This is a genomic window from Xanthomonas sp. XNM01, assembly GCF_014851915.1.
GTDB lineage: Bacteria > Pseudomonadota > Gammaproteobacteria > Xanthomonadales > Xanthomonadaceae > Pseudoxanthomonas.
This window is the reverse complement of sequence record NZ_JACVAP010000009.1, coordinates 1-12,309: the sequence shown is the minus strand read 5'-3', so window position 1 is coordinate 12,309 and position 12,309 is coordinate 1. Positions and strand designations below refer to the sequence as shown.

Here is a 12,309-nt window from a genome sequence, read left to right as displayed (position 1 = left end):
CCACTGGCTGCCGTCGTTCGTCCTGCCCGTGGCCCTGATGCTGGCGGCCTGCAGCGCCGCGCCGCGCCCGCCGGAATCGCTCCCGGCCACGATGCGCGCAACCACCGCACCGGCGCTGCCGGCCACCCCGGACGAGGCCTGGCCGCAGGTCTTCGCCGCGGTGCAGGAGGCATGGCTGTTCGAGGACCAGAAGCTGTTCGCCGATGCGGTGCCGCGCGGCGAGCCGGCCGCCATCGAGGCCGCCTACCTCGCCCAGCGCGGCACGCCCGGCTTCGACCTGCGCCGTTTCGTCGACCGTCACTTCGTGCTGCCCGCCGCGATCGCCGACACCCCGGTCGAACCGCACGCCACCCTGCGCGGCCACATCGGCGCGCTCTGGCCACTGCTGACCCGGCGCAGCGCGCGGCCGGTCGCATACGACAGCCTGCTGCCGCTGCCCGAACCCTACGTGGTGCCGGGCGGCCGCTTCCGGGAGATCTACTACTGGGATTCGTACTTCACGATGCGCGGCCTGGTCGCCAGCGGCCAGGATGCGCTGTCGCGCGACATGCTGGAGAACTTCGCCGCGCTGATCGACCGCTGGGGCCACATCCCCAACGGCAACCGCAGCTACTACCTGAGCCGCTCGCAACCACCGTTCTTCTCGCACATGGTCGAGCTGGAGGCGCGCAGCGATCCGCAGGTGCTGGTGCGACACCTGCCCCAGCTCAAGCGCGAACACGCCTGGTGGATGGATGGTGCGGAGGGGCTGGCCGACGGACAGGCCCGCCGCCGCGTGGTGCGCATGCCCGATGGTGCGCTACTCAACCGCTACTGGGACGACCGCGACACGCCGCGCCCGGAGTCGTTCATGCAGGACCGCGAGACCGCCGCGCGCAGCGCGCGTCCACAGGCCGAGGTCTGGCGCGACCTGCGCGCCGGCGCCGCGAGCGGCTGGGATTTCTCCAGCCGCTGGCTGGACGACCCGATGCGGCTGGACAGCATCCGCACCACGGCGATCGTGCCGGTCGACCTCAACAGCCTGCTGCATCACCTGGAGCGCAGCATCGCGCGCGGCTGCCGGCTCGCAGGCGACAGCGGATGCGCCGCCGACTACACCCGCCTGGCCAATGCACGCCAGGTCGCGATCGATGCCTGGCTGTGGAACACGGCGGGCTACTACGCCGATTACGACTGGCAGCGCGCGGCACCGCGCGATCATCTGACCGCCGCTGCGCTGTTCCCGCTGCACGCCGGCGTCGCCACGCCCGAGCGGGCGCAGGCCACCGCGGCTGCAGCGCGCGCGCAACTGCTGCGCCCGGGCGGACTGGTCACCACGCCGGTCGACAGCGGCCAGCAGTGGGACGCCCCGAACGTCTGGGCGCCGCTGCAGTGGATCGCGGTCGACGGCCTGCGCCGTTACGGCGAGGACGCGCTGGCGCGCGAGATCGCGACCGGCTTCGTCGGCAACGTGCGGACCCTGTTCGAACGCGAGCGCAAGCTGGTCGAGAAATACGATGCCGATGGCGCGCTGCAGGGCGGCGGTGGCGGCGAGTATCCACTGCAGGACGGCTTCGGCTGGAGCAACGGCGTGCTGCTGTCGCTGTACGGGCTCTATCCCGATCTGGAACGCAGTGCCGCGGCCGCCGGCACCAGCGCCGATGCCTCGCCGGCGAGAACGCCCGACCGCCTCTGAACCAGGTCCGGGGCAGGCGCGTTCCAGCCTGCAGCCACCCGCCGCGGCGTGCGCTGCGCCTGCGGCACGTCCACGTACACGGCTGGCGATGCCTGGCAGTGCCGCGTGGCTCAGCGCATGAACAGCACGCGTTCCGGCCGATGCAGCGCGAAGCCCTGGCCATCGTCGACGCCGATCTCGTGCAACGCCGCCAGGGTCCGCGGATCGTCGACCCATTCGGCCACCACCCGTAACCCCAGCTGGTGGCCGATGCGGGTGACCGCATCGACGATCGCCCGGCTCATCGGATCGCGGGTCACGTCGCGCACGAAGCTGCCGTCGATCTTGATCGCGTCCACCGGCAGGTTCTTCAGATAGCCGAACGAGGACATGCCCGCGCCGAAATCGTCCAGCGCGATCCGGCAGCCGGCCGCGCGCAGCCGCTCGATCACGATCGCCACGCGCATCAGGTTGCGCACCGCCACGGTCTCGGTGATCTCCAGGCACAGACGCTGCGGCGGGATCCGGTGCTGGGCGAGGCAGCCGAGGATGAAGTCGGCCAGCCCCTCGTCCTCGATGCTGGCGCCGGACAGGTTGATCGCGCAGGTCGCCAGGGCCGCGCCGGCCGGATGCAGCCGGTCGAAGCCCGCAAGCGCGGTCTGGATCACCCAGCGGTCGACCGCCGGCATCAGGCCGTAGCGCTCGGCCGCCGGCAGGAACGCGCCCGGCGGCACCACCTGGCCCTGCTCGTCGCACAGTCGCAGCAGCAGTTCGACATGCACGCCGGCGTCTCCAGCCTGCGCATGCAGCGGCCGGACCTCCTGGTAGTCGAGCAGCAGGCGCCCGTCCTCCAGCGCCTGGCGCAGGCGGTTGGCCCATTCCATCTCGCCCTGCCTGCGCGTCGAATCACCATCGTCGCGGTAGACATGCGTGCGGTTGCGGCCATTGTCCTTGGCCTGGTAGCAGGCACTGTCGGCCCAGGCCAGCAGGTCCTTCAGGGTCGCGCCCGGATGGTCCACCACGACCACGCCGATGCTCGCGCTGACCGTGTAGGTGCGCCCCTCCCAGACGAACATCACCTGCTCGATGCAGGCGCGCATGCGTTCGGCCAGCGCCACCGCATCGTCCTCGCCGGTGCCGGCGGCCAGCAGCCCGAACTCGTCGCCGCCCAGCCGCGCCAGCAGATCCTCCGGCCGCAGCTGTCGCTGCATCGCCAGCGTCAGCTCGATCAGCAGCTGGTCGCCGGCCATGTGGCCGGACAGGTCGTTGACCAGCTTGAACTGGTCCAGATCGATGTAGAGCAGCGCGAATCCGCCACGCCGCGAACCCGCGCCGGCGTCGAGCAGGGCCAGCGCATGCTGCAGGCGCCGCTCGAATTCGCGGCGGTTGCACAGGCCGGTCAGGCTGTCGTGGGCGGCCTGGTGCACCAGCCGTTCGGTCAGCCGCCGCTGCTCGGTGGTGTCGCTGGCCACCATCAGCAGATGGCGCGATCCGTCGACATCCACCGACGCCAGCGAGGCGCTCACCCAGAGCAGTTCGCCACCGAGCGACGACACCTGCACTTCGCGGCCGTCCCAGGCAGGGCCACCCTCGGCGACCGACAGCGCCAGTTCGCCCGCAGCACCGTCGACGAACACGCTGCGCAGCGGCTGCCCGACCACCGCACCGAGATGCCGCCGCGCCGCCTGGTTGGCATAGACGATGTCGCCGCTGCGCGCGTCGACCAGCAGCACCAGCGCCGGCAGCAGCTCGTTGAGCGTGCGGAACCGCGCCTCGCTCTCGCCGAAGCGCGAACGCATCTGACCGCCCAGTTCGACCGCCCGCTGGTGGGTGCTGGCCAGCGACCACAGCAGCAGGGCCAGCAGTGCGCTGATCGCGATGCCGCCCCCCACCACCGCGCGCGCATCCGAGCGCGGCATCGCCTCGGGCCTGGGCCACATCCGCAGCTCCCAGCGTCGCCCGCCGAACTCGACCAGGCGGACCTGGGCATCGGCCGCCGCCGGGCTGCCAGCCGCGGCATGCAGCGGCTGGCCCCCTTCCAGGTCGCGCAGCTCGACCTGCATGAACTCCAGGATCCGCCCGTCCAGTACCTGCTCGACCATCGGCTGCAAGCGCAGGCTGAGCGCAAGCGCACCGATCTCGCGCTCGCGCCGTTCCGCCACCTGCGTCGGCGCCTGGCCGTGCGAGTACACCGGCAGGCGCACGGTCACACCGAGTGCCTGCTCCTGCGCGTGGCCTTCGAACTGGCGCAGCGCGAACGGCGCCGACAGCGTCGGCGCGTCGCTGTCGCGCGCACGCTCGAGCGCGCGCAGGTTCTCCGGTTGCGAGGCGGCGTCGAACCCCAGCAGCACCTCGTTGCCGGCGCGCGGGGTCAAGGACTCGTACCGGTACGTCGGCCTGCCATCCTCGATCCGCCTCCGTGCGAAGGCGGTCACGACGTGCCCCGGCAGCATGCCGCTGTCGCGCAGGTTGTCCTGGTACCGGTCGAAGATCGACTGGTCGACCTGGTCGTTGGACAGGAACACCGTCTGCATCGAGCGCAGCGATTCGGCAGCGCGTCCCAGCGCCCCCCGCAGACGCGCCTGGGCGGCGTCGGACAGCGAGCGCTGCAGTTCTTCGGCAGCGACTCGTGTCTGGGCGGCCTCGCGCCGGGCCAGCTCCGCCGTCAGCACGAGCCCGACCAGCAGCACCACCAGCGCGCCAACGGCCGGCCACCAGCGCGCCGACGCAGGCGGGCTGGGCGAAGCGCTGGGCGCGGGTATCGGCGTCATGCGCGTGGAACGTCCTTGGGGCGGGCAGCCTGCTCAGGGTACGACGGACGGCGCCAAGGGAATGCATGGCCCGCGCCCGGCACCCGCCTGCCCGGCCACGGCCGCGGCGCCGCGCGGTCCGGTCAGGCGTAGAGCGCCGCGTAGCCGGCCGCATCCACCCGTGCGTGGCCGAGCTGGTCGAACTGCGCCCACATGCCCTGCCAGCGCGCGGCGTCGCGCACCACCGGCGCGACCAGGCGCGGACAGGTGTCGGCGATGATCGCGTCCATCAGCGCGCTGCGCTGCTCGCCGCTGTGGCGGTACCAGAGTTCGGCAGCCAGCGCCGGATCGTCGCGGCACAGCGCCGCACCGCGCCCGACCAGCGCGGTCACGGTCTCCACCACCTGCGGGTGTTCGCTCAGGAAGCGCTCGCCGGTGAACAGCTCCAGCGCGGAGAAGTTGTGCAGGCCGACCTGGCCGGTGGCGATGAAGTCCACGTCGATGCCGAGTTCGCGCGCCTCCACGCCTTCGAAGTTGGCGAAGCACAGCCAGGCGCCGTCGTAACCGGCCTGGATGTTCTTCAGGTGCTCGAAACCGGCGCTCTCGATCGTCACCTGCGATGGCGCGAACGCCGCGCCCTGCTGCGCGCACCAGCGCGCCAGGATCTCGACCGCGATCGCATCGGTGACACCGCCCGCCACCGGCGAGGCCAGACGCACGCTGCCACCAGCCAGCAGGCGCCGGCCGGCCTCGCGCTGCAGGACGATGCCGCCGTCGGTCTCGAAGAAGCAGCCCAGCGCCTTCAGGCCCGGGCGGTCGTCGTCGATCATGTGCAGCGGCTCGTTGCACGAGAACGCGACCTCGCCGCTGACCGTCGCGGCCAGGCCGTCGTAATGGTCGTCCGGAGCGATCAGCTCCAGATCCAGCCCGGCCTCGCGGTACCAGCCCGATTCGATGCCGGCGATCAGCGGCAGGTGGTCGGGGTTGAGGAACCATTCGAGCGCGAGCTGCAGCTTCATCCAGGGCACACCATCATCGGGAAAACGCGCAGCCTACGCCGATGCGGCAGTGGCGGCGAGCCGGATGCGATACCCGGCGGTCGCCGGGCCGCCTTGGGGAGCGATGAGCGCACCGTTGCATCGACGCGATGCTGACCTGGGCCGCTGTCTTCGCCATTCACGGCGATCGACCTTCCTCCTGCTGGTGCTGGTGCTGGCGGCGGTGAGCGCCTCCGTGCACGCACATTCCGGCCGCACCGATGCCGCCGGCTGCCACCACGACCGGGGCAACGGCGGCCATCACTGCCACGGCGGCAGCCGCGCGATGGCCGGACCCGGGCCGGCAGCGGCGAGCGCACGCGCGCCCGCGCGCCCGCGGCGGATGCTCCCTGCTACCGCAACTGCGATGCCGCCCGCGCCGCCGGCGTCGCCCCTCTGCGTCGCGGCGAGCCCGGCCATGCGCCGCATCTGGACCGCGACGACGACGGCATCGCCTGCGAACCGTCGCGCCGGCGTTGAACCGGCCGTCGATGCCGCGCGGGTTACGATGCGCGCCCCAGCCGTTGCCGCCTTGCCCATGTCCCATTACACCGGCCCCCTGCTCACCCGCGAGACCGCCGACGCGCTGCAGTCCGCGCGCGACCGTGCCGCGCCCTCGTGGTCGGGCTCGCTGGACCTGGGCCGCAGCGAGGTCGAGGTGCGGCTGGAGGCGGACGCGTGGTTCCTCGGCCAAGCCCACTGGCCGTACCCGGGCAAGCTCAAGGACCGCACCCTGTACTACTGGGATGGCGAGGCGTTCGCGCAGATCTCGCGCTATGCCGGCTCGCTCATCAAGCTGGTGCCGACCGGTTGGGGCGCGCCGACCTTCGAGATCGACGGCATCAAGATGCTGCCGACCTCGAAGCTGTCGCCGTTCGAGGATGCGCGGCGCAAGGTCGCCCTGGTCGAGCCACGCGGGAAGGCGGTGCTCGATACCTGCGGCGGGCTCGGCTACTTCGCCGCGTGCTGCCTGGAGGCGGGCGTCGGCCGGATCCAGTCGTTCGAGAAGAACGCCGACGTGCTGTGGCTGCGCACGCTCAATCCGTGGTCGCCCGATCCCGATTCGGCCGCTGCCGGTGGCCGGCTGCACCTGCAGCACGGCGACGTCTCGCAGGCGATCGCCGCCCTGCCCGATGCCGCGTTCGACGCGCTGCTGCACGACCCGCCGCGTTTCGGCATCGCCGGCGAACTGTACTCGCAGGCCTTCTACGACCAGCTGGCGCGGGTGCTGCGCAAGAGCGGAAAACTATTCCACTACACCGGCGCGCCGAACCGCCTGACCAGCGGCCGCGATGTGCCGCGCGAGGTCGCCAGGCGGCTGGAAAAGGCGGGATTCAAGGCGGATCTGGCGCTGGACGGCGTGCTCGCGGTCCGTCGCTGATCCGGCTCAGCGCGTTTCGGCCGGCTCGTCGCCGCGTGGCAGCGAGGCCGCCCACATGTTGTCGATCAGGTTCGGATAGCGGCGCCCGTTCTCCTTGGCACGCTGGCGGGCGGCGCTCTTCTGCGTCTCGCTGAGCGGCTGCGATGGCCCGCGCTTGCGCGGTGCCGGCTTCTTCCATGGCGGCATTCGGGTAACCATGCGCGCCATCATCGACGCCTGTGGATCGGTGGGGCGTGAATGGGGCGCTGCGTGCGCCGTCATTCGAGACCCTCCGGCCACCGGGCCAGTACCGCCGGCGACAGGCCCATGCGACGGCAGGCCCGCGGTGCGGTGCCGTCGCCGAGTGCGCGGCGGAACAGCGGCGCCATCCGCCGCACCAGCTGCGAGCCGGCCCTGGCACGCAACGGATGCGGAGCGTCCTCGCCCAGCAGATGCCGTGCCCACGGCGGCAGCAGCGCCGCGGCGGCGCCAAGGAAGACATCGCGCGAGATCCCCGGCAGCGGCACGGGCAGGCGGATCGCGGACAGGATCGCCAGCACTTCGCGCGAACGCGCATCCACCCGCAGCAACGGCTGCACCCGCGCGAAGTAGGCCCGCACCTGGTCCTGCGACGCAGGGACATCCACCGCACCCAGCGCTTCGGCCACGCGCCGCACTTCGTCGTAGTAGCGGTCGGCCACGCGGTCGGGCACCGGCCGGCAGTAAGCCCGACAGCCTTCGAGAAAGCCGTAGGCCTCGGTCACATGGACCCAGGTCAGCAGGTCGGGATTGTCTGCGGCATACCGGCGTCCGTCCGGCAGCTGGCCGCTCACGCGCGCATGGATGGCGCGGACCCGCGCCACCAGCGTGTCCACCTCCCCCATCGGCGCGTACGTCGTGCCGGCGACGAAACCGGTGGTGCGGCGCAGGCGCCCGACCAGGTCGTCACGGAAATTGGAATGGTCGTAGACCCCGGCCAGCGCCAGCGGATGCAGGGTCTGCAGCATCAGGGCGCAGAGGCCGCCGGCCAGCATCGCGGGCAGTTCGGCATGCACCCGCCAGGTCACGCTGTCGGGGCCGAACAGCCCCGCATCGCCGGCCGGCTGGTCGTAGTCGATCCCGCTCTGCCCGCGCGGGAAGGCATCCAGCACCCAGCGTCGGATCTGTCGGGAAGCCGGGTCGGCCAGGGAACGCAGCAAGGGCATGGCGGGATCCTAGCAGGAGCCGCGGATACAAACCGTTTCATTTCCGATATAACGAATCAGGGCCATTTAGCTATATCGTTGTGGCACAGGCAGCTCCGCCTTCGTCCCCGGGAGAGCCCCGATGCAGCCCCTTCCCCGCCGCGCCCGCGGCCCCTCCTCCGAGCGTGCCGGCGGTGGTCAGCGCAGCCCGCGCGCGATCGCCCATGGCGACCTGCGCCTGCTCGTCCTGGCCCTGTTGTGCAACCAGCCGCGGCACGGCTACGAACTGATCCAGCTGATCGGCGAGATCTTCCACGGCCAGTACCTGCCGTCCGCCGGCGCGATGTATCCGGTGCTGTCGCAGTTGCAGGAAGGCGGCCTGGTCAGCGGTGCGGACGACGGCGTGCGCCGGCTCTACCAGCTCACCGACACCGGTCGCGGCTATGTCAGGGAGCATGCGGGTCAGATCGCCGAAGCCCAGGCACGCACCGCCGCCAGCGCGCGTGCGCTGGTCAAGGCCGGGCTGCCGTCGCCGGTACGCCACGGCATGGCCTCGATCAAGCGCGCCATCGCCCAGCGCCACGGGCACTGGTCGCCGGAGGTGGCGCAGCAGGTGGAGCAGGTGCTGCAGCGTGCCGCCGCCGAGATCGCGGGGATCGGCCGATGAGCGCCGCCCGCTCCCGTCAGCCGGAAGGCCTGGCCGGCATGCGCATGACCGCGACCCGGCGCGAACTGCTGCAGCTGTTGCAGGAACTGGACGCGCCGCAGGATGCGATCACGCTGTACCGGGATCTGCAGCCCCGGATCAACCGCCCCTTCGCGCTGGGCACCGTGTACCGGATGCTGCGCGAGTTCGAGCAGCGGCGTCTGGTGGTCGCCATCGTCGGCCACGACGGGCGCCTGCTGTGGCGCCTGTGCCCGGTGCCCAGCGCCGCCGGCGATGACGCGGCACCGGTCAGCGAGTGGCTGCAGGCGGTCGCGGCCGAACTCGGCTGCCGTCTGGTCCGCGCCTGATCCCCACGGAGTGCCTCCGCATGCATGAGATCCATCGCCAGCGCCATCCGCTGGTGTTCCGCACCCTGCAGGTCGAGCAGGTCATCGATCTGACACCGCACATGCGCCGCATCGTGCTGGGCGGCGCCGAACTGGAAGGTTTCCTCAGCGCCGCCGCGGATGACCACGTCAAACTGTTCTTTCCCGATGCCGACGGCACTCTGGTCATGCCGACCACCGGCCCGGACGGCACGCCGGTGTATGCCGAGGGCGCACCGCGCTCGCCGGCCCGCGACTACACCCCGCGCAGCTACGCGCCGCAGAGCCGCACGCTGGTCGTCGACTTCGTCCTGCATGGCGACGGTCCTGCAACGGCATGGGCGGCACGGGCGCAGCCTGGCGACCGCCTCGGCCTGGGCGGGCCGCGCAGTTCGGTCGTGGTGGCGGGAGATTTCGACCAGTACCTGCTGTTCGGCGACGAGACCGCACTGCCAGCCATCGGCCGCTGGCTGGAGGAGATGCCATCCGGCCAGCGCGTGCATGCCTGCATCGAGATTCCCGGCGACGCCGACCGCCAGACGCTGCACACCAAGGCCGACGCGACCATCGTCTGGTTGCCCCGCGATGGGGCGGAAGCCGGCGCGCGCCTCGAAGCCGCGCTGCGTGCGCTGCCCGTACCTGCTGGCAATACGTTCTGGTGGATCGCCTGCGAGTCGCGCCACGCCCGCACGATGCGCCAGTTCCTCGAGAACGAGCGCCAGGTGGCCAAGGAGTGGATCCGCGCAACCGGTTACTGGAAGCACGCCGGCGATACCGGCGAGGAGTAAGCGCTTCTATGGGCGACGACTGCGGGCCGCGCGACCCACGACCATGCGCAGCCGCAACGGCGGCCGGGCGGCGATCACCGACTGCGACGCCCTGAAGCGTTCCCGTTGATCCCGCTTCAATCGCTGCGTCGCTCCAGGCTGCCTGAGCGTCCCGGCCAGCGAGCTCGCAACACGCGTCGCGCGGCGCAGCCCGCGTTCGCTTACGGCAGCCGGATCTTCCAGCCCTCGTCCTGCCTGGACAGCCGATGCGACTCGGTCCTGTCCTTGCCGTTGTTGAAGACCAGCTTCACTTCGATCTGCGCACCACTGCCATCGGCCGTGACCTTGGAGTCGAGTACCTCGACCCGCTCCAGACCCCCGTTGGCGGCAATCAGGCCCTGCACCTCGGCCACGACCACCTGCACCTTCTCCCTGAACCTCTCCATCTCCCCGGCATCCAGGTCGGCGAACGAGACCTGGGCGCTCGCCTTCTCGACGTTGCCTTTCTCCGCAGCGAGATAGAAGGCCTCCGCCGCCGACTCCGGCTTCGGCGAACAGGCCGCCAGCGCGAAGACGGCGCAGCACAGGAAGAATGTCTCGATCGGACGGGACAAACGCATCGGATGCTCCTTGCAGGGGACGAGGCCGGGCATTCTATCGGAGCGGCCACCATACCCGGCGCGGAGACACCATTGGGGTCGCCGACGAACGCAGCTCGCGCACTCAGCTTCGGCGGTACCGGCGGTACAGGCGGTACAGGCGGTACAGGCGGTACAGGCGGTACAGGCGGTGAGGGTGAGGGTGAGGGGCGGGCGGGCGGGCGGGCGGGCGGGCGAGGAAAATTACCTGGAACAGCCATCAAATCGCCACGACAGCCCCGCATGGCGCCTGCACCCGCGCGGGCGATGACGCAGCACCGCTCAGCGAGTGCCAGCAGGCGAATGTCATGGCCGGTGGTAAGAGAAATCTGGAAGAGAATCTCCTCGCACCTTCTGAAGGCTGCACGCATCGCTCGTGATTACGCAACGTCGTAGTAACGAGGGAGATCCAACGCCGGGTGAGGGCAGCAGCAACGCACGAGACCCGCTGCCAGTGCGGCCAGCACAAGAGGAAGCGCGCTGAGGCACCCCGCCATCGTCAGCACACATCGGCCCGGACGCTGGTACATGCTGCGCATCATCGCGTCAGCAGCCTGCTGGGTCCCGGTGTCCCGGCAACAAGGAGGCGGTGACCAAGCACACGCGGCAGGTCTGCAGTGCCATCGTGCATCCGCTTCCCTTGTTGATCAGTTCATTTGATGATCTGCCATCAGGCAGTGCTTGGCGCACATGCTGGGGTTCCGAGCATGGCGCAGCGGCGCAGTGGCTTGCGCGCAGTCATGCCGCAGGAGCATCCCAGTGGGTGTGTCCGCGACGTGGCGCATGTCGTGGATCACTTCTGATTGCGGCCCGATCATCGCGGTGCTCGCCGTTTCGTCATTCACGATGTCGCACGTGCCGTTCGGCGCCACGATGGAGAACACGCTGCACTGGGCGCCGAAGCCCCAGGACTTTCATGTGCAGCATGGTCGTGGTCGATCGCTGCAACTCAGAAAGAGCACCTGCAGAGGCGCTAGTGCAGCCGTGATTGCAGCAGCAGAACGCCGAAGCCGAGGACCACAAGCTGGCCTGTGGTGCCGTCGCGCGCTCGCTGCCTTGTGGATCAGATCGTTGTGATGTTCCACCACCAGGCAGGCGTCGGCGCCTGTTCTGGTCATTTCCGAGCCGACGGAGGCGGATTCCGCGGCGGGAATGCTCCACGGCTCGTCTGAAGGATCGGCCTGCAGACCTCCTCATGGCCGCCAGCAAGGAGCAGCTGATCCGCGCAGCAACTGCCGCCTGACACGCGAAACCGTTCGGCAGTGTGGTGGCACGCTCGCAGCCGCATCCAAGACCAACTCACACGCACAGCCGGTCGGCAGCAGGATCAGGTACCGGGTCCATTGAGGCGCAGTCCGGTCGATGGACTGCCGCAGGAACGCCGCGGCGGCCGGCGGCAGTTTGGGGTTGCTCAGTCCAACCAGCAGGACTCCTTGGAACAGCCGTCGCATCGGCCGGGCTGGCGATATCCGATCACGCCGCTCTCCGCGGTGCCGGGGGGCGTCCAATCATCGCGACAAGCGCGCACCGATGCATTCCGCAGGCTCTGCGATCCATCAGTGATCGAGACAGCCTGCTGTCCCGGCCGGTCCCTGGCCATCTGCCCGGCCAATCCCCGGCCAATTCCGGGCCATCGCCAGCGGGATCGGCTGCGTCCCGACACGTGCATGACACGTGCGCGGTCTTTGGCTGCAGGCGGAGCACTGACCAGCAAGTTTCGAGCGCACAAAAAACAAACCCCCCAGCGTGAGCTGGGGGGTTTGCGGGTATAAAACCCTGGCGATGACCTACTCTCGCATGGGAATCCCACACTACCATCGGCGCAGTTGCGTTTCACTTCCGAGTTCGGGATGGGATCGGGTGGTTCCACAACGCTAATTTCACCAG

The 12,309-nt window shown here is 70.3% G+C and carries 12 protein-coding genes and 1 rRNA gene; 6 read left to right on the top strand and 7 right to left on the bottom strand.

The genetic code is table 11. The features are described 5' to 3' along the window. The first annotated feature begins 91 nt into the window (after window positions 1-91). A complete protein-coding gene (gene treA, locus IB242_RS20025) occupies window positions 92-1,675 on the top strand; it encodes an alpha,alpha-trehalase TreA (protein WP_225540899.1) in 1,584 nt (527 codons plus the stop codon). A gap of 110 nt (window positions 1,676-1,785) precedes the next feature. Here the strand turns inward: treA and IB242_RS20020 are convergent, their stop codons facing one another. Beyond that, entirely contained in the window at window positions 1,786-4,425 is a 2,640-nt protein-coding gene (locus IB242_RS20020; RefSeq protein ID WP_192283668.1) for an EAL domain-containing protein, read from the bottom strand. Window positions 4,426-4,547: 122 nt separating this feature from the next. Next, window positions 4,548-5,423: an ABC transporter substrate-binding protein gene (locus tag IB242_RS20015; protein ID WP_192283666.1), complete on the bottom strand. Its 876-nt coding sequence runs from the start codon at window positions 5,421-5,423 to the stop codon at window positions 4,548-4,550. Window positions 5,424-5,567: 144 nt separating this feature from the next. Between IB242_RS20015 and IB242_RS20885 the strand changes: the two genes are divergently transcribed. Further along, on the top strand, window positions 5,568-5,921 hold the full coding sequence (locus tag IB242_RS20885) for an excalibur calcium-binding domain-containing protein (RefSeq protein ID WP_343237188.1): 354 nt from the start codon (window positions 5,568-5,570) through the stop codon (window positions 5,919-5,921). 58 nt (window positions 5,922-5,979) lie between these two features. After that, a complete protein-coding gene (locus tag IB242_RS20005; RefSeq protein ID WP_192283664.1) occupies window positions 5,980-6,822 on the top strand; it encodes an MnmC family methyltransferase in 843 nt (280 codons plus the stop codon). Window positions 6,823-6,828: 6 nt separating this feature from the next. Here IB242_RS20005 and IB242_RS20000 read toward each other — a convergent pair whose 3' ends face one another. Together IB242_RS20000 and IB242_RS19995 are read right to left on the bottom strand one after the other, a co-directional pair. Next, window positions 6,829-7,020: a hypothetical protein gene (locus tag IB242_RS20000; protein WP_192283662.1), complete on the bottom strand. Its 192-nt coding sequence runs from the start codon at window positions 7,018-7,020 to the stop codon at window positions 6,829-6,831. Between the two features lie 59 nt (window positions 7,021-7,079). Further along, window positions 7,080-8,006: an oxygenase MpaB family protein gene (locus tag IB242_RS19995; RefSeq protein ID WP_192283661.1), complete on the bottom strand. Its 927-nt coding sequence runs from the start codon at window positions 8,004-8,006 to the stop codon at window positions 7,080-7,082. A 121-nt stretch (window positions 8,007-8,127) separates the two neighbouring features. Here IB242_RS19995 and IB242_RS19990 point away from each other — a divergent pair, with 121 nt between their 5' ends. From IB242_RS19990 to IB242_RS19980, 3 genes are read left to right on the top strand one after another with little or no spacing between them, the layout of a single operon-like run. Then, window positions 8,128-8,652 carry a PadR family transcriptional regulator gene (locus tag IB242_RS19990; protein WP_192283659.1) on the top strand — a complete coding sequence of 175 codons (525 nt, stop codon included), beginning with the start codon at window positions 8,128-8,130 and terminating at the stop codon, window positions 8,650-8,652. Next, window positions 8,649-8,999 carry a transcriptional repressor gene (locus IB242_RS19985; protein WP_192283657.1) on the top strand — a complete coding sequence of 117 codons (351 nt, stop codon included), beginning with the start codon at window positions 8,649-8,651 and terminating at the stop codon, window positions 8,997-8,999. The genes IB242_RS19990 and IB242_RS19985 overlap by 4 nt, the downstream gene beginning before the upstream one ends. Window positions 9,000-9,019: 20 nt before the next feature. Continuing rightward, complete coding sequence (locus IB242_RS19980) at window positions 9,020-9,805, top strand: siderophore-interacting protein (RefSeq protein ID WP_192283655.1); 786 nt, start codon at window positions 9,020-9,022, stop codon at window positions 9,803-9,805. A 200-nt stretch (window positions 9,806-10,005) separates the two neighbouring features. On the opposite strand, the gene IB242_RS19975 is transcribed toward IB242_RS19980, so the two are convergent. The 3 genes from IB242_RS19975 to rrf form a co-directional block, all read right to left on the bottom strand. Beyond that, window positions 10,006-10,404 (bottom strand): DUF4878 domain-containing protein, encoded by a 399-nt coding sequence (locus IB242_RS19975; protein WP_192283653.1) that lies wholly within the window; start codon window positions 10,402-10,404, stop codon window positions 10,006-10,008. Between the two features lie 665 nt (window positions 10,405-11,069). Further along, window positions 11,070-11,306 carry a hypothetical protein gene (locus tag IB242_RS19970; protein WP_192283651.1) on the bottom strand — a complete coding sequence of 79 codons (237 nt, stop codon included), beginning with the start codon at window positions 11,304-11,306 and terminating at the stop codon, window positions 11,070-11,072. An 890-nt stretch (window positions 11,307-12,196) separates the two neighbouring features. Next, window positions 12,197-12,309, bottom strand: a 5S ribosomal RNA gene (rrf, locus tag IB242_RS19965).